This window comes from Paenibacillus sp. FSL F4-0087 (assembly GCF_038020215.1).
Classification (GTDB): Bacteria; Bacillota; Bacilli; order Paenibacillales; family Paenibacillaceae; genus Paenibacillus; species Paenibacillus taichungensis.
The window spans coordinates 4790340-4812120 of sequence record NZ_JBBODJ010000001.1 but is presented as its reverse complement, the minus strand read 5'-3'; the positions used below and the strand labels follow the sequence as shown (position 1 = coordinate 4812120).

The window sequence follows — 21781 nt, the reverse complement described above, 5'->3', positions numbered from 1 at the left end:
TGTTCATCTCCTCATTTGACGCAAATTTCTACACTTTAATATGAAGCATTTGCGCGTTCAAAACCATGGACAAATTATCCGAACATTTGTACTTTCTCGAGCTGTCAGCGGCTACGCAGTGAGGCCAGAACATCTTCCATATCCTGCGGAAGCGGAGCTGTAAATTCAAGGTATTCTCCAGTCGTTGGATGTACAAAACCGAGAATCGCGGCATGCAGGGCTTGTCCCTGCATTTTGATTCCTTTGTTACGACCATACGTCGGATCTCCAACAAGCGGATGACCTATAAACTTCATGTGAACACGAATCTGGTGGGTACGCCCTGTCTCCAGTTTCAGCTCCAACAACGTGTAGTCATTGATGCGCTCGGTGACGGTAAAATGCGTGACCGCATGTTTACTGTTACGCTCTGTCACGGTATACATTTTGCGATCATTGGTATCTCGACCAATCGGTGCATCAATCGTACCCTGATCATGGCTAAGATGCCCATGAACGAGTGCAATATATCGTCTATTCACACTATGTTCTTTGAGTTGAGCGGCCAGTGAGGCGTGAGCACGATCATTTTTGGCAGCCATAATTAGACCTGATGTGTCCTTATCAATCCGATGAACAATACCCGGACGCAGTTCGCCGTTAATGCCTGAGAGATCTTTACAGTGATACATCAATGCATTTACCAGTGTTCCTGACGTATGTCCTGGTGCTGGATGTACAACAAGGCCACGCTGTTTGTTGATAACGATCAAATCACTATCTTCATAAACCACTTCAAGTGGAATATTTTCAGCAATAATCTCTACAGTCGTCGGTTCAGGGATCAGAAGCTCTACCAGATCGCCTTCAGATAATTTGGTGTTAGCTTTGACTTTAGCCCCGTTCACCGTTACGAATCCGTCTCCGATCCACAATTGAACTTGGGAGCGCGATACGTTATCCATGGATTCTGTAATATATTTGTCAATTCGTTCTTTATTATGTTCAGCAGCAACCGTCCATTCCATACGATCATTGCCATTCAAGAGTTCATCGTCATGCGTTGACGTGTCTCCGTTAGTCTGTTCTTCATTTTGCGATTTACTCATGATGTTCATTCCCTTCGACCTTTGCGGCTGCTTTCTCGCGCCGTCCTTCAAGCAACGTTTCTACAATAATCAGTACCACACCGATACAGATCGCCGAGTCGGCTATGTTGAAAATGGGAAACGTATAGCTACCAAAATTAAGCTGGATAAAATCGACAACTTCTCCGGTCAAAGCCCGATCCAGGAAGTTACCAATAGCCCCCCCAAGCACCAAACTAAGCGCTACAGGCAGCAATTTGTGCGGAGTATCTTTTACCTTTTGCAAATACCAAACCAAAGCCACCACGACAACCAGTGTAACCACAATAAAGAACCAGCGTTGATCCTGTAAAATACCAAAAGCTGCACCTGAGTTACGATGTGATGTGATGACAAAGAAATTGCCAATCACCGGAATTTCATCTCTAAGTTCCATCCGGGTTGCAATTAGGAACTTCGTTCCCTGATCGACTAAAAATACGATAAAAGCGAGGATATAATACACCACGTTTGTTTGTCACTCCGTTCTTGTCTTTTCCAAACGATACCAGGCTTTACGCCAGACTTGTTCATTGTAGCACAGCTGTTTGGAAATCGTCCACGACGCGGTTAGCCGCAGCCTGCATGGCAAAAACGATAACATTTCCCTTCTGTAATTCTGCACCAAATGGTACATCCTACAACAGAGTTAAAATCCGGAGTTCATACGGAACAGAAAGGGGAAAATGATGTCACATTTCACTGCCAAACAACTGCAATCCTTACGTTCCCAATTGATAACTGAAAAGCGCGATATTGAACATAGACTGGAGCAGAACGAACATTATGGTCTTGGTGACTCCATGAAGCTTCAGACAGGCGAATTATCACCGATTGACAACCATCCGGGTGATGTAGCTACCGAGATGTATGATCGCGAAAAGGATATTTCCCTGCTGGAGCATGATGAATTTCAATTGGAGCGCATTGATTCTGCCCTGCATTCCATCGAAGAAGGTCATTATGGAACTTGCGCCGTCTGTCAGCAACCTATCCCCTATGAACGCATGCAAGCTGTTCCTTACACCAAATACTGCAAAAAGCATCAACCGGAAACGGTTGTTTCCGAAAATCGCCCTGTCGAGGAAGAATTCCTCGCCCCTGCCTTTGGCCGCACAAGCCTAGATGAACGTGATGACCAGAACGGTTTTGACGGCGAAGACGCATGGCAGATTGTTGAAAGTTGGGGTACCTCCAATACTCCCGCTATGGCTGAGGGACGCGACATCGACAGTTATGACGTTATGGCGATTGAAGCCACTGACGAAGTCGAGGGATGCGTTGAGGCATATGAGAGCTTTGTTGCAACCGATATCTACGGTCATGACGTGTCCATCGTGCGCAATCGGCAATATCGACAGTATCTGGAGAACCGTGAAGGGGAAGGTCTGTTAGAACCGGATGTCGAGTCAGATGACACGTATTAATCTACGGGTACTCTAATAAGTGTTTAATTCCAACTGTCGCTGCACAATCCGTACAATATCTGCGATGTAATCACCCACGATGGGCAGATTAAGCGCGCCTAGCACTTGTAACACATAAATGATCGTTGCTGCAAAAAAAGTAAAACCGATGGCAATCCCCACGCCCCTTGCGGCGCCAGACAACAGATTAAGTCCGATCAGCTTCCACGGTCGGTTCAGTAATTCCGTATACTGTGCGATTCGTGAACGTTCAAGTTCATTCGCGAGCCGGTTAGTGAGCTTGTGAAGTTCTTCAATCTTGTCCTCCGCATTTTTGGAATGCGTCGTGGATCCTGTATTAGATGGCGATTGGGTATCATGTTCGTTCATAATTTACTCAGTTCCTTTGATGTATATAGAATGTCTGCACAATAGAAATCATTGCCCATTTGCTGAAAAACCAAACGAGCCAGGACACAGGATTGATCTCCTGCATCTGAGGCTCGTTGGCATGTCTGTCTCTATATACTGTCCTATTTGAAATAGAGTTACTCTGTCCCCGTTAAAGTCTGACAGAGCAATCCTTTCTTCAGGAACGCCTTACGTGAGAATTACAGTATTACCCCTCGATATAAACACCGATGGCTTTGCCTCCAGCTTCAATGCGCTGCATTGAATCATTCGTTCCGAAGGTAACTTCGGTAACGAGCACATTTTCACGCAGCACATGATCAAAAGCCTTAATCGCTTCTTGTAAAGCAGAGTCTACATCCAGCGTCAAACGTACTCTTTTCTCAATCGGCAGATCCAGCTTCTTCCGTGTGTCTTGAACTGCACGAATAACTTCACGGACCCAACCTTCCTGTTCAAGTTCTGCTGTGATCTCCGTATTGAGAGCTACCGTCAGACCATAGCCGGATGCCGAGGCAAAACCGGATTTGGCTTGTTTCTCAACCAGCAGTTCTTCACCCGTCACTTGCAGCTCTTCACCTTCCGGAGAAACAACGTTCAGAAGATTTTCTGTCACCACTTTACGCGTCTCATCTGCTGACATTCCCTTGAAGAAATTCTGCAGGAACCCTACGTTTTTACCGTATTTTTTACCCGCTACTTTCAGGTTCAGCTTCAAAGTGAAATCAACGAAATCCGCATCATCATGCTCAGTACGAATAGTTTTGACATTGATCTCATCCTTGATGATCTCTTCATAACTTGCCAGATCGAAGCCTTTATCCAGAGAAACAATCAGTTCGGACAACGGTTGACGTGTCTTGATTCCTGTTTCGTTACGGACATTACGGGCAAGTTCCACGATTCGGCGTGCTGTCTCCATATCCTGCTCCAGATTCAAGTCAATCAGCGTTTCATTGGCAACCGGATAATCATCCATGTGCACACTCTCACCGGTAGTCAGGTTCAGATAGATATCTTCTGCAAGCATTGGTGTGAATGGAGCCACGAGCTTGGCAGTAGTCACCAGCACCTCGGTAAGTGTACGGTAAGCGTCCAGTTTGTCTTCTGTCAATCCACTACCCCAGAAACGGTCACGTGAACGACGGATGTACCAGTTGCTGAGTTCATCTACAAACGCTTCAATGGCTTTGGAAGAGTTCAGATAGTCGTTAACAGACAGCGCTTTTTCTACAACGAGAATCAGACTATTCAGTCTTGACAAAATCCAGCGGTCCAGATTGTGTGAAGACAACTTGAATGGATGCTCCTGTGGATCAAATCCATCAATCGTAGCATACAGCGTCAGGAATGCATGGGTGTTGACCAACGTATCCACCATTTTGGATTTCGCTTCGCCCACGATGCCTTTGGAGAAACGTTTGCTGTTCCATGGTGCGCTGTCAGACAGTAATGCCCAGCGGAATGCGTCTGTACCGTATTCTTCGATAACTTCCCAAGGATCGATAACGTTACCTTTGGATTTGGACATCTTCTGTCCGTTCTCATCGAGAACGTGGCCTGTTGCCATAACTGCTTTGTAAGGCGCTTTGCCTGTCAAAAGTGTAGATACAGCCAGCAAGCTGTAGAACCAGCCACGCGTCTGGTCAATTCCTTCACAGATCATGTCTGCCGGATATTGCTGTTCGAATATTTCTTTATTTTCAAATGGATAGTGCTGCTGGGCAAACGGCATGGAGCCGCTGTCGAACCAGACATCAATCACTTCTGGTGTGCGTTTCATTTCATATTTGCCACAAGAGCTCATGACTTTGACGTCATCTACATACGGCTTATGCAGCTCCAGATTCTCAGGCACGTCACCAATTGCACGAGCACGCAGTTCAGCGATGCTATGCGGTGCGAATTGTTCACCTGTCTCTTCGCACACCCAGATGTTCAATGGCGTTCCCCAATAGCGGTCACGGCTGATATTCCAGTCTACGAGATCTTCAAGGAACTTCCCGAAACGCCCGTCACGAACGTGGCCCGGGTACCAGTCTACTTCACTGTTATTGGCGATCAACTGATCCTTGATTGCTGTTGTTTGGATAAACCAGCTGTCCATTGCATAGTACAGAAGTGGTGTATCACAACGCCAGCAGAACGGATAGCTGTGCTCATATTTTTCTTTGCTGAACAAACGTCCTTTTTCAGACAGGTATCTTACGATATCAATATCGCAATCCTTAACAAAACGTCCGGCAAAATCAGTTACCTGTGGCACAAACTTGCCTTCCAGGTCCACCATGTTCACAAAACTGATGCCATTCTCACGACATACACGATAGTCATCTTCACCATGTGCTGGTGCCATGTGTACAATCCCTGTACCACTTGCATCGGTTACAAAGCCTGCACCCAGGATGATGTTTGCTTTCTCAGCCTGCACGTAGTTGAACGGAGGATCATACGTTTTGCCAACCAGGTCAGAACCTTTCAAGGCACCGATGATTTCATATTCACCTTTGGCATCCTTCATGACTTTCTCAACAAGATTAGTCGCCATGATATACACTTCGTTGTCCTGACGAACACGGGAGTAGTCCATATCCGGGTTCACGGCAAGTGCAACGTGTGAAGGCAATGTCCAAGGCGTTGTTGTCCAGGCAAGCACGAATTCGCCGCTGTCATTCAGCTTGAATTTGGCTGTAGCACTGAGGTCTTTCACGTCTTTGTAACCTTGCGCTACCTCATGGGAGCTAAGTGTAGTCTGACAAGACGGACAGTAAGGACTCACGCGGTGACCGCGATACAGCAGGCCTTTTTCATGAATCGTCGCCAGAATGTTCCACACACTTTCGATGTAATTGTTGTCAAGTGTGATATACGGATTATTCATGTCTGTCCAGTAACCAATACCTTCGGTCAGATCGCGCCATTGTTGTTCGTATTCAAACACGCTCGCTTTACATTCGTTAATGAATTTCTCCACGCCATAATCTTCGATTTCCCACTTGTGGGAGATGCCCAACTTTTTCTGAACACCCAGTTCTACAGGCAGACCATGTGTGTCCCAGCCTGCTTTACGAACGACGCGGTAACCCTTCATCGTGTTATAACGTCCCACGAAATCCTTGATGACCCGTCCCAGTACGTGACCGATATGCGGTTTACCGTTGGCTGTAGGCGGTCCCTCGTAAAATACGAAGTTCGGCTTACCTTCGCGGTTTTCGATGGATCTTTTGAATGTATTCTCGGTTTTCCATTTGTTTAACACGCGTAGTTCTCTGGCACGTGCTTTCTCTTTGACGTCAACTCGTTGCATGATAATCTTCCTTTCGAGATATAGTTGTGGACCGTCCACAAAAAGCGTTTCAATCCCCCTAAATCCCCCTTACCAAGGGGGACCCCATAGGCGCTCCGCCCTCTGGACACCCGGAATGGGTTGTCTTTGGCGGGAGCTACGGTGGCGTTGGCGAGGGTGTGTATGTTGGAGTCGGCCCTCATGCGGCTGTTCCCTTCTGGAACGCCGCAGGGCCTTACCGCGAGAAGGGAGTTGCCGGACGCTTCGCTCCTCCGGCGGTGGGCTCTCTCCATGAGGTCCTTCGGGCCTCATGGGCGTTCGCCTTAGCGAAACCCTGCTGCCCGACGCTCTGCTCCTCCGGCGAGTGGCTCTCTCCTTGAGGTCCTTCGGGTCTCATGGGCGTTCGCCTTGGCGAAACCCCGGTGCCGGGCGCTTCGCTCCCCCGGCGGTGGCTCTCTCCTTGAGGTCCTTCGGGCCTCATGGGCGTTCGCCTTGGCGAAACCCCGGTGCCGGGCGCTTCGCTCCCCCGGCGGCTGGCTCTCTCCTTGAGGCACCTTCGGGCCTCATTGTACGTTCGCCTTAGCGAAACCCCTGCTGCCGGACGCTCTGCTCCTCCGGCGAGCGGCTCTCTCCTTGAAGCATCTTCGGGCCTCATGTACGTTCGCCTTTTTTTGGACACAAAAAAACCTCATCCCTGGAAAGGGACGAGGTTATGCTCGCGTTACCACCCTAATTCTGTTCATCACAAACCACATCCAATATAAATTGGGTATGCTCTGTCATCAACAGCGCTTATGCCCCGCTTAACTACAGCAGGGTGCCAATGTAACGTTCGGCTCACGGTTTCGCTTACGCACGGCCAATCCTTCACCGCTTCAGCGTCACTTCTCCGGGGAGATATTCGGCTATAACTCATCCATTGGCTTGCACCAGACGCCAACTCTCTGAGGGATGAGATCATAACGTACTGAACCCGTCATGGAATCACTATTCATTATGAATATAGTTATAGCCTCTTTACAGGCAAAAGTCAACCAGGCGGATAGACTAATAAATTTCCTTCATTTCCCGCTCACGGTCACGGACTTCCTGCTCCCGGCTCTCCAGCGCTTCCCAACCATCCTGAGTCAACAATTCAAGCTGTGCTTCCACAAGTGTACGGAAACGGGCACGATAGATGGACGCCTGCTTTTTCAGCTCTTCGACTTCCAAAGCAATTTTGCGTGATTTAGACAAAGATTCGTTTACGATCCGGTCCGCATTTTTCTCGGCTTCCTTCACGATCAACTGTGCTTCTTTTTTCGCATTGTTCTTCACATCATCTGCAGCTTCCTGCGCAATGATGATCGTTTTGCTCAGCGTCTCTTCAATCGTTGCAAAATGATCAAGCTTCTCCTGAACGGACAGCAACTGATTACTCAGCTCTTTGTTTTCGCGAATGACGCCTTCGTAATCTTTGATGACTTGATCCAGGAATTCATTGACCTCATCCTCGTCATACCCGCGCAAACGTCGGGAAAATTCCTTGTTGTGTATGTCCAGCGGCGTTAATGGCATGCTGTCCACCTCCTGTAAAAGTTCCTTCCCGGAATGAGAAGGTTTGCAGCATATGGGTTCCACCCAAGGGGCCGTATATGTGATGCCCAATCCTGGCACGAATACGGAATGCAGGATCAGACTCTGATCCTTTGGCGGTCATATCAACCTTTGCACTTTAATGTATATCGGAAACACCGAATGTTTTTTGCACCTTTACCTTAAACATTTCGACAAGAAAGCGGGTTTTCCTGCAACACTCTTAGGCAAATTTGCCGATTTTTACGCGGCAGCGTCCCTTTTTGGTCAATCCATCCTGTTCCATCACCTTGAATCGACCAAATCCTTGAATGGATACCACATCGCCTGCCTTCAGCGCTTTGGACGGATCTTCCTCCACTTTCCAATTCACACGACAGCGGCCAGCCTTGATCGGAACGAGAACTTTACTGCGACTAAGCCGATACACATCTGCACAGATGCCATCCAAACGCAGTGAAGCGACAGTAATATCCATCGTCTCCAGTTTGCTCTCGGACCATTTCAGCTGATCCAGTGCCAACAGCTCCGTAAACACATGTACCCGGTGCACCTGATTCAGTTGAAGCGATAAAAAAGCGCCGGTTTCCGACGCCACCACCGTATGGCATCCGTCCTCCAGCACTTGAATATCACCGATCTTGCCACGTTTCATGCCAAGCCCGAGCAGGGCACCCATATAGTCCCCATGCTCCAGCTCTTTGATTTTCTGATCGTCAGACGTAATGCTCATCACCTGCATACCCATATCCTCATCGTCCAGATACCGATAATCCGGTGCAATCAGCGCACGCTTACGTTCAGCTGTTTCATAACCACCATCCAGACGAATCTGTACATCATCTCGACGGTTCACAAGTGTTTGTAAAATAAAGACCTGCCTAGGATCAAGAAAGTCAGTTAGCTTCATGTCATGATACTTACCTGCCCGTTCAACCCAGTCTGAGGCTTTATCCACAAAATCCCGCTCATCATGACTAAAATGCTCGTAAATCTCACCGCTCATCTATGTTCACCCTACCTTAATATACAAAGTATCGGAGGACGGAGATCAGCCCATTAAGCGCGAGTTGAAGAACGATCAACGCCACAATCGGTGAAATATCCAACACACCGAACAAAGGCGGAATAAATCGGCGGAAAGGTCTTAAATATGGTTCTACAAACTTACCTAGCCATTCACCGATGAAGCTCTCCCGTGCATTGGGAAGCCATGACATCAATATGTAGACAATGACCATGTAAAAGTAAATCTGGTATAACGTGTACAACACGCTTTCAATCTGATACAAAAGTGGCTCACCTCATTCTGTTATAATCTTGCTCGCTGTCAGCCAGTATTTCCGTAATTGAACCCTGAATTTCAACCGTATCTGGCGTACAGAGAAAAATGTTGCCGCCAATTTTTGAAATACCGCCGCCCAGTGCATACACTGTGCCACTCAAGAAATCAATGACGCGCAAAGCCTGATCCTGACGTACCCGCTGCAGGTTAACGACAACTGTACGATGGGAGCGCAGATGGTCAGCAATCTCCTGTGCTTCGTCATAAGAACGCGGTTCATAAAGGACGACTTTAACATTTTTCTGGGAATGAATGCTCACCACATTATTACCCCTTTGGTTTCTACGTTTATCGAGACTTGAGGTTTCAGCTTCCTGCTGATCAGGATCATGTTCCTCTTGTGCCGCCATACGCTCACGTTCCACAATCTCTTCCTCTTCCTGAAGCCCGAGGAAATTCATAAACTTATTCATTACGCCCATTGCGAACCCTCCTCTTTTCCTACGAGAATCGATCCAAGCCGAACCCAAGTTGCCCCTTCTTCAATCGCCACTTCAAAATCATTGGACATGCCCATCGACAACTCGGTCAATGGCTCCGCTGTCAAAGCTTGTCCATTCAAATGGTCTCTAAGCTCACGCAGTCCGCGGAATACGGGACGTGTAAGCTCTGGATCTTCCTCATGGGGTGCCATGGTCATCAGGCCGATGACCTTCAGGTTGTTGAACGAACTGATTTCACGCAAAAAGGAACTCGCCTGTTCAGGCTGCAAGCCATACTTACTTTCTTCACCCGAAATATTCACCTGCAATAATGTTTCCACCTGGATGCCAAGAGACGCCGCCTTTTTATCCAACTCCTTGGCCAGGGACAAACGATCCAGTGAATGTATGTAACGGAATTTACCGATGACGTCCTTCACCTTATTCGTCTGTAAATGACCGATAAAATGCCAGGTTCCCTGCTGACCGAATGCTTCCCATTTCGCTTGTGCATCCTGCCAGCGGTTTTCGCCAATATGCTCAAGACCGTGTTCCAGCACAGCTCCCGTTGTTTCAAGTGAGACGTATTTCGTGACAGCAATCACATTCACATCTTCACGTTGACGGCCACTGCGCTGACACGCGGCTTCGATCTTCTGATTTACTAGTTGTATACGCTCCTCCAATGACACAGAGGGTCACCTCTCTTCCAGCCCAATCCAGCTCGCCATTCTCCCGGTAATGCCATTTTCTTTACGATACGAGAAAAATAGCTCGGGATTGCAGCTTGTACACCAAGTTGTACATTCGATATGATCCGGCAATATTCCTGCTTTCATCATAATGTGTCGATTGCATTCTTTCAAGTTTAACATCGTTTTGCCATTTGCGGCAGGTCGATATACTTGATTGGATGCAGAGTTCTTGTATTCATCATTACCCGAGGAGTGGTCCAGCCAAACCCGTACATGCTGCATAACCGCTTCATCCACTTCATAACAGCAATCCCCAATGGAGGGACCTATTGCAGCATGGATATCCTGTCTGCGAGTTCCATATTCTTGCTCCATCTTTTCGACCATCGACTCAGCTATACCAGCAACTGTACCTTTCCATCCGGCATGAGCAAGCCCCACCGCTTGATGTACGGGGTCATAGAAATAAAGGGGTACACAATCTGCATAAAAGGAAGTCAGCAGCACACCAGGCACATTAGTGACCAACCCATCCGTATCCTGTAATGCAGACTGTCGATCCAGCAAACCTTTGCCCCGCTCTTCAGCCGTGATTACAGCCACATGTTTACCGTGTACTTGTTCTCCACAAGTCCAAGATTCCAAAGGGAAACCCAGCTTTTCAGCCACAAGTTTGCGATTATTCAGCACGTCAGCCGGATTATCACCCACATGATAGGCGCAGTTGAGACTGGCGTAAGGTGTGCTTCCGACACCACCCTGCCTTGTCGTAAAACCGGCTTTCATATGCTTAAACTGCAATTTCCACGGCTCCACATATAATAACAACGGGTCAGGACCCCAATTTGAGTTCTGGCTTCCCGACCGTATTTCCTTATCCAAAATAAACGGTTCCATCTTCTCACCTCACAACTTCCAGTGTACCAAATGAACCCCGTTCTGTCTCGGTTATATCGTTCGGCGCTGGTTACGATTCAAACGTTCAATACGTTCCACCCGGTCCATCCGGCCGTTCTGTTCGTCATACAAGCGGGCTTCACGGTCGCGCTCATCATAGTTAGTTTCCTTCATTTCATCCATTTTAACCAAAATCACATCCGAACCGATCTTCACAATGTTTCTCCAAGGGATAACCAGATCCGTCCCCCCGCCAAACAGCCCCATAAAACGACTGTAACCTGGCACAACAATCGCTTCAATTCGGCCCTGCTTCAGATCCAATTCCAAATCACTAATCTGACCCAGACGTTTTCCATCCGTAATGTTAATAACATCTTTGGTTTGAAAATCCGAAATTTTCATCCCGCTACCCACCGCTTCATCTGTGTTCACTTTCATTTGGTCCCGCCCCCTGATTAATCCGCTTCTGCCCGTTCTCCACTTCTATACAATATATGTTTCATACGCGAAAAATGTCCTCTTTTTCGAAGGAAAGGCAATGGAACAATTCCAGATTCTCTGATGTCGAAATCCAAAAAGCAAAAAGACGATCAAAGGAATATTCCTCCCTTTGATCGCCTCTTCGCTAACCCCGTGTTACGACTTCACATGTTTCTGCATTTGTTGTATCGCTGATTTCTCCAGACGGGATACCTGCGCCTGGGAAATACCAATTTCATCAGCCACTTCCATCTGGGTTTTTCCTTCGAAAAACCGCATCGACAGAATCATTTTCTCCCTTTGACCGAGACGATGCATCGCTTCACGCAGCGCAATTTCCTCAATCCAGGACACATCCTTGTTTTTGTCATCACTGATCTGATCCATCACATAGATCGGATCTCCACCATCATGATAGATCGGTTCGAAGAGCGAAACCGGGTCCTGGATGGCATCCAATGCAAAAACCACATCTTCCTTCGGCACATTTAGTACCTCAGAAATTTCGAATATCGTCGGTTCACGGGAATTTTTATTCGTCAGGCTGTCACGCACCTGAAGTGCTTTATAAGCAATGTCCCGCAATGAGCGAGATACCCGAATTGGGTTATTATCGCGCAGGTATCGACGGATTTCACCGATAATCATCGGCACCGCGTAGGTTGAAAATTTGACATTCTGGGATAAATCAAAATTATCAATGGCTTTCATCAGGCCAATACATCCAACCTGGAACAGATCATCGACAAACTCTCCCCGATTGTTAAAGCGCTGAATGACACTGAGTACGAGACGCAGGTTGCCATTCACTAATTTCTCTCTTGCTGAGCGATCATGGTGTTGCTGAAGGGAATGAAACAATTCCCGCATTTCTGTGTTGGTGAGGACAGGCAATTTTGCGGTGTCCACGCCACAAATCTCGACTTTGTTTCGGGTCATCGTGATTTACCTCCCAAGGAGAAACATTAATGTACATTATCTCCGGGGCAGGCTTTTTTATTCGCACTTGGCATCCTTGCCATTAATACCCATTATGAAAAATGCTCCTGTTCATACCATCTTGTTGAACTCCTTGCGGAGTCTTTTAATGATTCTTTTTTCGAGACGAGAGATATAGGATTGGGAGATTCCAAGCAGATCGGCGACATCTTTTTGTGTCTTTTCTTCCCCATCCGTCAAGCCAAAGCGAAGCTCCATAATCATTCGCTCCCGCTCGGTTAATTTTTCCAATGCTTTATGCAAAAGCTTCCGGTCTACCTGTTCTTCGATATTCCGATAGATTGTATCGTTCTCAGTACCGAGTACATCGGATAATAATAGTTCATTTCCATCCCAATCAATATTGAGTGGTTCATCAAAAGAAACTTCTGTACGAATTTTACTGTTACGTCTCAGGTACATCAAAATTTCATTTTCGATACAGCGGGAAGCATAGGTTGCCAGCTTAATTTTCTTTTCCGGGTCAAACGTATTAACGGCTTTAATCAAACCGATTGCACCGATGGAGACCAGATCCTCGATATTGATACCTGTATTTTCGAATTTGCGTGCGATGTAGACTACCAGTCGCAGGTTCCGTTCAATCAGCATGGCACGGATCGCGGAATCTCCAGAAGACAACTTTTGCAACAGAAATTCTTCTTCTTCACGTGTTAACGGGGGCGGTAGTGCCTCACTGCCTCCGATATAATAAATCTCTTCACTTTTCAAACCAAGCAGAAATAATAAACGATAGTACTGCAGCTGCGCCACCAGTTTCCATTTTACAAGCATGTACGTTCCTCCTATACCACATTCAGCGGCTTTTCTGTTGCTCCCGCAGAGATAGCCGTAGACTGCGCAGAAGCAGCGTCTTGCACAAGCTCAGGGTGAATCACGGCCTGGTATTTTCCATCGGATGACAATACGCCCCCGTCCAACCCTATTAATACCTTTGTCGTCTCATAACACATCTCATCCATCGTTACCTTCACCCGGTCTGGCTTCATCGCCAGCATAAACGCAGTTCCTTTGTTAATACCTCGATAGGGTACAAGCCTTAAACGATCCTGCCAGTGGAAGTCCTCCTGATCGAGCTCCATGATAAGGTTGTCCGGCGCCTCATCCTTCAACCTGCCCTTCCAAGCAGCAGGCAGCATGTCTTGCCATAGCGATACCTCCATTACCATGACGGGCATACGTGAAAGGGGGTCTGTAAGTTGATTTCCTGTATCCAGAAGGCCTGTACAAGAAATAGTCACATCATCAATAAAAACCTCCACTTTACCCAAGTACGTTGTCATTCGGTCTGTTTTTCGTTTGGAGCTCTGCACGGCTTTGAATAGAAAAAGCACGGCAAAAAAGACGACAAACGTGAACCAGAAGGCAATTTTCAAATCAAAAGACATTCCACCTGATGCTGTAAACCAAATGCCGTTGAACAATTCCCCAGAGCTTTGCAGCATGTAGTGCACACCCAGAATTCCCCCTGCGGCGACAAAATTGATTACATAGAAGGTACCCAAGGTCCTCATAAATGCCTGAAGACCCTTAAACCCAAATGCAATACTCAGCATCACCAGAGACAATCCAAACTTGATCAAAAAGGTGAACATAAAATCAAACTCCGGCACAAACATCATGACAACGTACAGCGCACCCACGATCGCGGACAGCAACCATCGCCACCAGACCAGCTTCGTTTTGCGCATCCAGGCCGTCAGTCCGATGAGCGCACCGTCAATACACAGGTTCGTCAAAAAAATAAGATCCACATATACAACCACATTCTTCACCTGCCTGCGCGCAACATATCGAAATAACGTTATCCCGATATTCATGAGCATATTCACAAGTATAAGGAGCTCACTTTTCAAAGTCTGTCTAATCATGGGGGGATCGTTCCAACTTTTTTTGTCGGAATTACTCAGAGCAGTTGTTCAGAATTTGTTCAATACGATGTGATAGGATAATAAAAAAAACAAAAAAGACCCGGTTGCTCCATCAGGAGCACCGGGTCTTCAATGAAATCTATTATCGTATTAATCGTTGTTATTATTACGTGAACGATTGCGCAAAAATGTCGGAATATCCAGCTGATCATTGCTCGGCTGATTTCCGAACGGACGCAAGTTCGGGGAACGGTTATCCGCAGGCTCACTTGCTGGAGCGGGTTTACGTCCTGGTGGTGGGGAAGCAGGTTTATCTTCAAAGCCAGTCGCAATAACTGTGACTTTGATTTCCTCCTTCAGATCCTCATCAATGATGGCACCAAAGATCATGTTCACTTCCGGATCAGAAGCTGACGTAACAATCTCAGCTGCTTCATTGACTTCATACAGGGACAGGTTAATTCCACCCGTAATGTTCATGATAACCCCGCGTGCACCTTCGATGGATGTTTCAAGCAAAGGACTCATGATGGCTTTACGTGCCGCTTCTGCAGCACGGTTCTCGCCAGTCGATTCACCGATACCCATCAGCGCAGATCCGCGCTCGTGCATGATCGTTTTAACGTCTGCAAAGTCAAGGTTGATCAGACCCGGTACAGCGATCAAGTCAGAGATACCTTGTACGGCTTGACGCAATACATTATCTGCTTGACGGAACGCTTCAAGCATTGGTGTCTTTTTGTCTACAATCTCAAGCAAACGGTCATTTGGAATGACGATCAGCGTGTCCACTTTTTCCTTGAGAGCTTCAATACCTTGCTCTGCATGGCTTGAACGTTTACGTCCTTCAAATGTGAACGGGCGAGTAACTACACCCACGGTAAGTGCGCCGCACTCTTTGGCGATTTCGGCAATAACCGGAGCCGCACCTGTACCCGTACCGCCGCCCATACCCGCTGTAACAAATACCATGTCTGCACCTTTCAAGGTGTTCATGATCAAATCACGGGATTCTTCCGCTGCTTTTTTACCTACATCCGGGTTGGCACCAGCGCCAAGACCACGGGTTAATTTATCACCGATTTGCAATTTATGCTCGGATTTCGCGAGGTGCAACGCCTGAGCGTCCGTATTTACCGTAATAAATTCTACACCTTGTACACCGTTTTCGATCATTCGGTTGACTGCATTGCTTCCGCCGCCGCCTACACCGATGACTTTAATTTGAGCCAAGCTCTCCATCTCGAAATCAAATTCCAACATATTATTCCATCTCCCCCTCAATGTGCATGGATGGCCCGTCCAATTTTTGATTGAACCGAATCAATTTCATATATCGACGAACGAAAGCGTTTATTTTAGAACCAGCGCATTCAGACGGCTTCAAGAATTGTATGAAATGGATTCAACCTTTTATATAAATTCGCTGAACATATTTTTCAGCCGTTCGAACAGACCTGGTTTCTGCTCCGATTCCTGGGCCGTATTCGGCTTAGGACGGTTGGTCGGTTTTTTGTTGTTATTATTGTTGTTGTTGTTATTTCCACCGCCGTTGTTGCTCGAGGGACGAATACGCAAACTGCGGATTACACTGTGCAAAATGCCGACTCCGCTAGTAAAGCCAGGGTCACGCACACCGATATAATCCGGCACCGCAACTCGTACCGAAGCAGCAAGCTCATGCTGAGCTACCTGCAGAACACCCGGCATAGAGACCGTACCTCCCGTTAGTATATAACCTCCAGGAAGATCATTGTAACCAAGACGCTTCACTTCTTGAGAAATCATTTGGAATATTTCTTGAACCCTCGGTTCAATAATAGCCGCCAGATCCTCTTGAGAGAATTCCTTGTCTACGTTGCTGCCGATCCGTGTTACTTTGAACATGACATCCGCAGCAGCATCATCCAGCCATGCGCAGCCATATTTTAGTTTTACCTTTTCGGCTTGATCTGTTAATGTGCGCAGACCATAGGCAATGTCATTCGTTACAAACTCCCCGCCAATAGGCAGCGTTGAAGTGGCAACCAGACTGTCTTCTTCGAAGATGGCGATGGTTGTAGCCCCTGCTCCGATATCCACAAGCACGGAACCCATCGTTTTTTCATCCTTGGACAATGCCAGCTGACCTGCTCCAAGTGACATGAGTACCAAATCACTTACTTTCAAACCCGCTTTTTCCACGCAGCGCAAAAGATTATGTATCGCGGTTTTTGCACCCGTAATGATGGTCGCCTCTACTTCCAGACGAACACCAATCATACCACGGGGGTCCTGTATGCCCTCCAAGCCATCTACAACATACTGCTTGGCGACAACATCAATAATTTCCCGTTCCGGTGGAACCGCAATCACTTCGGCTGCTTTCAACACCCGCTCCATGTCTTCTTCTCCGATTTCACGATCCTCGTTAGACACTGCCACGACACCGTGACTGCTCATCAGTCCGATATGATTTCCCGAGATTCCAACATACACTTCGGATATTTGAATACCTACCATACGTTCTGCATGATCCACTGCATTGCGGATCGATTGCACCGTCTGATCGATATCTACGATTACACCTTTGCGAATTCCCTCCGAGTCGGCAGATCCAACTCCAATAATATTAAAGGTTCCATTATTCATTTCCCCAATAATAGCGCGAATTTTGGATGTACCGATGTCCAAACTAACAATGATGTCATTGTTGCTCAAGTCTGTGGCACCTCCTGACTCCAAATAGTAAAATACGTTCGGGTTTAAACACTCTTAAAATATATTCAACACACTTTAGGCTTTCCCTCTTTTTTCTACAATTTTTTTGGGTGCCAAGATCTGGTTGCGAGACATAAAACCTTGAAGAAAAAAGAAGGAGGCAACTCAAGTGCCATAAGTTCAAGTGTATCATTTTTTCTTCGTCTCAGAAAGAACAACTTTCACTGGATAAAAGGGGCTAAACCCCGATCCCGCCTGGTTTTAAATACTGATCAACCGAATAAAGGCGGAAATCAGGGAGTTGCTCCTGGTTCAGCATCTTCTTCCGGGTTATCCGGAATGAAAGGCACGTACGTATCGGCCTCCAGCATCGTGATTTTCCCTGGACGTTCCGTCTCAATGACCTGGTTGAGATACTCTACCTTATCGGACAATAGAGAAACGGTTGTAATCACTTCAAACTGTGACTTGGTATACATCCGAATCTGATCCGGGAAAGAAGGTGTAGGATTCGGAATAATCTCTGAAATATCCGTCGTTAGTTCATTCGGGATCTTGGCCAACTCTTCACTCAGCTTGGCCTTGAGCGGATCATCCGCCTTCCACTGGGTCAAAATCGGTTTCTCAACCGCAACACCAATGGTGGCAGGGACCGTTAAGCTTGTCCCGCTTGCCAGTATGGCTTTTAGCGTACCGTCAGAACCAAGTTCATACGCAACCGTTGGATATTCCTGCACCTTGATAAGAATAGTCCCTGGAAATTGTTTATCCACAGTTACGGTTGATATAGCCTTGATCGTTTTCAGTCGCTCAATCACATCAGTAGAGGTTGTCCCAAAAAACTGTTCGCCCTCCTTCAGCCCACTTTTCTCCAGCAGTTCTGAAGTCGTTGTGTATACATTACCCGTAATCTCAATTGCCGAAATCCGACTCATCGAAGAACGAAAAAAAAGTACAGCAAGTAATACAATAAAAAGAAGTAAGAGAATAAAAACAATTTTACGGCTTGTGTTTCGTTTGGGCCGATTCTTCTTCAGAACCGGAATTTGACTTTTAGGCATAGGTCGCGCTCCACAAAGCCTCCGGCCCCCTTCCCTTAAGAAGGGGACTCAAAGGACGTTAATTGGCAAAATCCAGCTGCTTCGAAACGGGGGACTGTCGCTCAACCGAAGCTCCAAGACTCTGAAAGAGCTTCTCGATACGATCGTACCCTCTATCAATATGATGCACTTGCTCCACAACCGTTTTTCCCTGGGCAGCAAGGCCAGCAATAACTAGTGCTGCACCTGCACGCAGATCGGTTGCTTCCACTGTAGCCCCGTACAACCGGGGAACGCCACGGATAAATGCTGCATTCAGGTCTACCGAGATATCGGCTCCCATGACATTCAGCTCATCCACATGTTTGAACCGACCCTCGAATACCGTTTCCTTCATCACACTGAAACCGTCGGCCAGACTGAGCAGCACCATAATTTGCGACTGCAGGTCTGTTGGAAATGAAGGGTACGGAGAAGTCACAATGCGGTCTACTGATTTGGGACGGCTCATACAGCTCACCGTCATTATATCATTGCAGACTGTGATTTGAACACCAGTACGCTTCAACACATGTATAAGGGAAGTAAGATGGGCCGGATTGCAGTGTGTAAGCGTTACATTCCCTCTCGTTGCTGCGGCTGCAATCATCACCGTTCCTGCAACGATCCGATCAGGTATAATTTCATAAGAGCAAGGCTTGAGTTTCTCCACACCATTAATGGTGATCGTATCCGTTCCAGCACCGATAATTCGTGCACCCATCGCATTCAGAAAATGTTGCAGATCCTGTATCTCTGGTTCTCTGGCTGCATTAAATATCGTTGTTGTACCCTCAGCTGTAACGGCAGCCATCATAATATTTTCTGTGGCTCCTACACTGGGGAAATCCAGATGAATGTCTGTTCCCACCAGCTTGCGCCCACGGCATATGATCTGCTGATCCAGTTCTTCAATCGAAGCTCCGAGGGCCTCAAGGCCCCGAAGGTGAAGATCAATTTTGCGTTCCCCAATGGCACAGCCACCTGGCTGGTACACGGATACTTGCCCAAACTTAGCTAGCAATGGTCCCATCAAAAAAATGGAAGAACGCATCTGCTTCATGAGATCCTCAGGCACATCATATGACCGGATGGACGATGTATCTATCGTCACTGTTCCCTGTTCATGCCGACACGTGCATCCAAGTCGTTCCAGGATATACAGCATCACTTCGATGTCCAGCAAGTGTGGAACGTTGTGCAGCGTAACTTCTCCGTCTGCCAACAAACTTGCGGCCATGATCGGTAAAGCGGCATTTTTTGCTCCATGGATGCGTATGGATCCTGAGAGGGGTTTCCCGCCTTCAATCACCAATTTGTCCAATGTATCACCTCCGGGGTTTACCGTTCACCCACTACGAAGACTTCCGGTACCAGGTTAATACCGTTTTGAGATGATATAGTGTTCTGAATCTGCTGCATTAGGGTGATAACGTCCTCTGCTGTTGCTTGGCCTGTATTGACAATGAAATTGGCATGCATGGTGGATACCTGTGCGCCTCCCCGAGTCATACCCTTTAACCCCGCTGCTTCAATCAGGCGGGCGGCATGATCACCAGGGGGATTCCGGAACACGCTGCCAGCACACGCCATCTGCAGTGGCTGTGTACGGCGTCTACGGTCTTTATAGGCCGCCATCGATTCCGAAATGACTTTGCGTTCTCCCTGCTGTAGTTCAAATGTAGCCTCCAGCACGATGCCTCTCCGGTCATGCAGAACAGAGTGGCGATAGGCAAATTCCATGTCCTCCTTGCTGTAACGTACCAATTCCCCTGTCTCCAGTACAATCTCAGCGGATTGAAATATCCGTGACACATCCGATCCATGGGCACCAGCATTCATATATACGGCTCCGCCGACTGTTCCGGGGATTCCGCTGCCAAATTCCAAACCGGTCCACTCTTTCTTTGCAGCAACAACACTGAGTTTAACAAAGGAATGTGCCGCTCCAGCAGTTACCCCGCCCTCGTGAAATTCGGCATAATCAAAACCTTCTCCCGGTTTCACGACAACTCCGCGTATTCCCTTGTCAGACACCAGCATGTTTGAACCCCGTCCAAGCTGCATCCATGGGATCTGATGTTTGTGCAGCAATTGGATGAGATTGACCATCTGCTCCTTGTTTTCCGGTATGACCAGCGCATCTGCAGGACCGCCGATCTTCCATGTGGTGTATTTGGCTAGCGGCTCGTTTTCAAGAACTTTGCCGACATTGTTCTGGGATAGTAACGATATCCACTGCTGCATATTAATATCCTCCTTTACTTCAAAACCGATGAGCACGGCAGTTTTCGTTGCTGCAAGCCGTGTTGCGGCGCCATGGAACGATTGTCACGATTTATAGGGTATCTTATGTCAGTCCCGCCGTGTGTGTGACAATCGCCCAAAACGCACATTAACGCCCTGCAGCAAGACGCCGAATCTCGCTCACAAGCACTTCGGCTGCATCAGGTTTCCCCAGCTGCCGGGAGGCTTCCGCCATCCTTTTGCGCGCCGCTTCGTCATTCATAATTCCAGCAATCGCTTTATATAGCGCCTGGCCTGTCAGATCCTTCTCCAGCATCGTAAGTGATGCACCGCCACCCTCAAGCGTACGAGCATTCGCCTCCTGATGATTATTTGTCACGTTAGGTGACGGAATCAGAATGGATGGAATACCTAGAGATGTAATCTCGGCAAGGAACGATGCCCCTGCACGATTTACGATCAGCGACGTGCATGCAAGAACCTCAGGCATGTTGTGTACGTATGGCAACACATGCAGATGATTTGGCATCGTTCCAAGGGAACTGCGGATCGCTTCACGCGTTTCATCAAAATATGAGTCACCAGTCACGTAGACCACATGCACATCTTCAAGCTTGGCCAGCATCGGTGCCATATCCACCATGGCTTTATTAATTGCTTTCGCACCACGGCTACCACCAACCACAAGAACAACTCGGCTGTCCATGGGTACACCCAATGTCGCAAATCCACGATCACGGCTGGCTTGAGCTACCGTTGTAGCCCTTGGATTACCGGTATACACAACCTTTTTGGCTCCAGAGAATGCTTTCTCCGAACCCTCAAAACTAACAGCTACCGTGTCCACATATCGAGTAAGGAACTTGTTAGTTAACCCAGGAATGGCATTCTGCTCATGAATAACACTTGGAATACCTAGTTTGGCTGCTGCATATACGACAGGCCCACACACATAGCCCCCCGTACCGATGACAACATCAGGTTTGAATTCCTTGAGCATTTTCTTGGCTTTACGTACACCTTGCAAAAATCTCATCACAGTCTTCACGTTGTCAAAGGACAATTTCCGGCGAAAACCTGTGATATCAATCGATTGAAACGGAATATTCTCTTGTGGCACAAGTTTGCTTTCCAGTCCACGGGTACCACCGATATATAAAAATGTCGAGTCGGGATTCTCCGCCTCACATTGCCTTGCTATAGCAACGGCCGGATAGATATGCCCACCGGTACCGCCGCCGCTCAGAACGACTCGCATC

Annotated in this window: 21 protein-coding genes and 1 other annotated feature; of the genes, 1 reads left to right on the top strand and 20 read right to left on the bottom strand. The window is 47.5% G+C overall.

The features are described 5' to 3' along the window. Positions 1–104 precede the first annotated feature (104 nt). Entirely contained in the window at positions 105–1088 is a 984-nt protein-coding gene (locus MHB84_RS22075) for an RluA family pseudouridine synthase (RefSeq protein ID WP_143764570.1), read from the bottom strand. Continuing rightward, positions 1081–1575 (bottom strand): signal peptidase II, encoded by a 495-nt coding sequence (lspA, locus tag MHB84_RS22070; RefSeq protein WP_024628399.1) that lies wholly within the window; start codon positions 1573–1575, stop codon positions 1081–1083. Before lspA ends, MHB84_RS22075 begins: the two co-directional genes overlap by 8 nt. A 220-nt stretch (positions 1576–1795) precedes the next feature. Between lspA and MHB84_RS22065 the strand changes: the two genes are divergently transcribed. After that, positions 1796–2533 (top strand): TraR/DksA C4-type zinc finger protein, encoded by a 738-nt coding sequence (locus MHB84_RS22065; RefSeq protein ID WP_076288138.1) that lies wholly within the window; start codon positions 1796–1798, stop codon positions 2531–2533. Between the two features lie 12 nt (positions 2534–2545). On the opposite strand, the gene MHB84_RS22060 is transcribed toward MHB84_RS22065, so the two are convergent. From MHB84_RS22060 to murG, 18 genes are all read right to left on the bottom strand, one after another. Beyond that, on the bottom strand, positions 2546–2902 hold the full coding sequence (locus tag MHB84_RS22060; RefSeq protein ID WP_076288137.1) for a DUF5665 domain-containing protein: 357 nt from the start codon (positions 2900–2902) through the stop codon (positions 2546–2548). 229 nt (positions 2903–3131) lie between these two features. Beyond that, complete coding sequence (ileS, locus tag MHB84_RS22055; RefSeq protein WP_076288136.1) at positions 3132–6230, bottom strand: isoleucine--tRNA ligase; 3099 nt, start codon at positions 6228–6230, stop codon at positions 3132–3134. 676 nt (positions 6231–6906) lie between these two features. Beyond that, positions 6907–7198, bottom strand: a binding site (T-box leader). 58 nt (positions 7199–7256) lie between these two features. Then, entirely contained in the window at positions 7257–7766 is a 510-nt protein-coding gene (locus tag MHB84_RS22050; protein WP_063566974.1) for a DivIVA domain-containing protein, read from the bottom strand. A gap of 241 nt (positions 7767–8007) precedes the next feature. Beyond that, entirely contained in the window at positions 8008–8790 is a 783-nt protein-coding gene (locus MHB84_RS22045) for a YlmH family RNA-binding protein (protein WP_076288135.1), read from the bottom strand. Positions 8791–8806: 16 nt separating this feature from the next. Beyond that, on the bottom strand, positions 8807–9076 hold the full coding sequence (locus MHB84_RS22040) for a YggT family protein (protein ID WP_205524745.1): 270 nt from the start codon (positions 9074–9076) through the stop codon (positions 8807–8809). Between the two features lie 7 nt (positions 9077–9083). Continuing rightward, on the bottom strand, positions 9084–9551 hold the full coding sequence (locus tag MHB84_RS22035; protein ID WP_063566976.1) for a cell division protein SepF: 468 nt from the start codon (positions 9549–9551) through the stop codon (positions 9084–9086). Further along, complete coding sequence (locus tag MHB84_RS22030) at positions 9542–10243, bottom strand: YggS family pyridoxal phosphate-dependent enzyme (RefSeq protein ID WP_076288134.1); 702 nt, start codon at positions 10241–10243, stop codon at positions 9542–9544. Before MHB84_RS22030 ends, MHB84_RS22035 begins: the two co-directional genes overlap by 10 nt. Before the next feature lie 6 nt (positions 10244–10249). Then, entirely contained in the window at positions 10250–11143 is an 894-nt protein-coding gene (gene pgeF / locus MHB84_RS22025; RefSeq protein ID WP_076288133.1) for a peptidoglycan editing factor PgeF, read from the bottom strand. 51 nt (positions 11144–11194) lie between these two features. Next, entirely contained in the window at positions 11195–11548 is a 354-nt protein-coding gene (locus tag MHB84_RS22020; protein WP_076288299.1) for a YlmC/YmxH family sporulation protein, read from the bottom strand. Between the two features lie 234 nt (positions 11549–11782). Beyond that, on the bottom strand, positions 11783–12565 hold the full coding sequence (gene sigG, locus MHB84_RS22015; protein ID WP_024628410.1) for an RNA polymerase sporulation sigma factor SigG: 783 nt from the start codon (positions 12563–12565) through the stop codon (positions 11783–11785). A 111-nt stretch (positions 12566–12676) separates the two neighbouring features. Beyond that, complete coding sequence (gene sigE, locus MHB84_RS22010) at positions 12677–13399, bottom strand: RNA polymerase sporulation sigma factor SigE (RefSeq protein WP_017687308.1); 723 nt, start codon at positions 13397–13399, stop codon at positions 12677–12679. Positions 13400–13410: 11 nt separating this feature from the next. Continuing rightward, a complete protein-coding gene (gene spoIIGA / locus MHB84_RS22005; RefSeq protein ID WP_063567038.1) occupies positions 13411–14391 on the bottom strand; it encodes a sigma-E processing peptidase SpoIIGA in 981 nt (326 codons plus the stop codon). Positions 14392–14646: 255 nt separating this feature from the next. After that, on the bottom strand, positions 14647–15759 hold the full coding sequence (gene ftsZ, locus MHB84_RS22000; protein WP_063566980.1) for a cell division protein FtsZ: 1113 nt from the start codon (positions 15757–15759) through the stop codon (positions 14647–14649). A 150-nt stretch (positions 15760–15909) separates the two neighbouring features. Beyond that, entirely contained in the window at positions 15910–17196 is a 1287-nt protein-coding gene (gene ftsA, locus MHB84_RS21995) for a cell division protein FtsA (RefSeq protein WP_076288132.1), read from the bottom strand. 293 nt (positions 17197–17489) lie between these two features. Further along, complete coding sequence (locus MHB84_RS21990) at positions 17490–18257, bottom strand: cell division protein FtsQ/DivIB (RefSeq protein WP_076288131.1); 768 nt, start codon at positions 18255–18257, stop codon at positions 17490–17492. A 58-nt stretch (positions 18258–18315) separates the two neighbouring features. Next, positions 18316–19599, bottom strand: coding sequence for a UDP-N-acetylglucosamine 1-carboxyvinyltransferase (murA, locus tag MHB84_RS21985; protein ID WP_053781219.1), 1284 nt, complete (start codon positions 19597–19599; stop codon positions 18316–18318). A 17-nt stretch (positions 19600–19616) separates the two neighbouring features. After that, on the bottom strand, positions 19617–20522 hold the full coding sequence (gene murB, locus MHB84_RS21980) for a UDP-N-acetylmuramate dehydrogenase (RefSeq protein WP_076288130.1): 906 nt from the start codon (positions 20520–20522) through the stop codon (positions 19617–19619). Positions 20523–20670: 148 nt separating this feature from the next. Continuing rightward, on the bottom strand, positions 20671–21780 hold the full coding sequence (gene murG, locus MHB84_RS21975) for an undecaprenyldiphospho-muramoylpentapeptide beta-N-acetylglucosaminyltransferase (RefSeq protein WP_076288129.1): 1110 nt from the start codon (positions 21778–21780) through the stop codon (positions 20671–20673). Between the last annotated feature and the right edge of the window lies 1 nt (position 21781).

Excerpts from the sequence above, each read along its gene's own strand:
- MHB84_RS22075 (WP_143764570.1), bottom strand. The coding sequence starts at position 1,088 with ATGAGTAAATCGCAAAATGAAGAACAGACTAACGGAGACACGTCAACG.
- MHB84_RS22065 (WP_076288138.1), top strand. The coding sequence starts at position 1,796 with ATGTCACATTTCACTGCCAAACAACTGCAATCCTTACGTTCCCAATTG.
- MHB84_RS22060 (WP_076288137.1), bottom strand. The coding sequence starts at position 2,902 with ATGAACGAACATGATACCCAATCGCCATCTAATACAGGATCCACGACG.
- ileS (WP_076288136.1), bottom strand. The coding sequence starts at position 6,230 with ATGCAACGAGTTGACGTCAAAGAGAAAGCACGTGCCAGAGAACTACGC.
- MHB84_RS22050 (WP_063566974.1), bottom strand. The coding sequence starts at position 7,766 with ATGCCATTAACGCCGCTGGACATACACAACAAGGAATTTTCCCGACGT.
- MHB84_RS22045 (WP_076288135.1), bottom strand. The coding sequence starts at position 8,790 with ATGAGCGGTGAGATTTACGAGCATTTTAGTCATGATGAGCGGGATTTT.
- MHB84_RS22035 (WP_063566976.1), bottom strand. The coding sequence starts at position 9,551 with ATGGGCGTAATGAATAAGTTTATGAATTTCCTCGGGCTTCAGGAAGAG.
- pgeF (WP_076288133.1), bottom strand. The coding sequence starts at position 11,143 with ATGGAACCGTTTATTTTGGATAAGGAAATACGGTCGGGAAGCCAGAAC.
- MHB84_RS22020 (WP_076288299.1), bottom strand. The coding sequence starts at position 11,548 with ATGAAAATTTCGGATTTTCAAACCAAAGATGTTATTAACATTACGGAT.
- sigG (WP_024628410.1), bottom strand. The coding sequence starts at position 12,565 with ATGACCCGAAACAAAGTCGAGATTTGTGGCGTGGACACCGCAAAATTG.
- sigE (WP_017687308.1), bottom strand. The coding sequence starts at position 13,399 with ATGCTTGTAAAATGGAAACTGGTGGCGCAGCTGCAGTACTATCGTTTA.
- ftsZ (WP_063566980.1), bottom strand. The coding sequence starts at position 15,759 with ATGTTGGAATTTGATTTCGAGATGGAGAGCTTGGCTCAAATTAAAGTC.
- MHB84_RS21990 (WP_076288131.1), bottom strand. The coding sequence starts at position 18,257 with ATGCCTAAAAGTCAAATTCCGGTTCTGAAGAAGAATCGGCCCAAACGA.
- murB (WP_076288130.1), bottom strand. The coding sequence starts at position 20,522 with ATGCAGCAGTGGATATCGTTACTATCCCAGAACAATGTCGGCAAAGTT.
- murG (WP_076288129.1), bottom strand. The coding sequence starts at position 21,780 with ATGCGAGTCGTTCTGAGCGGCGGCGGTACCGGTGGGCATATCTATCCG.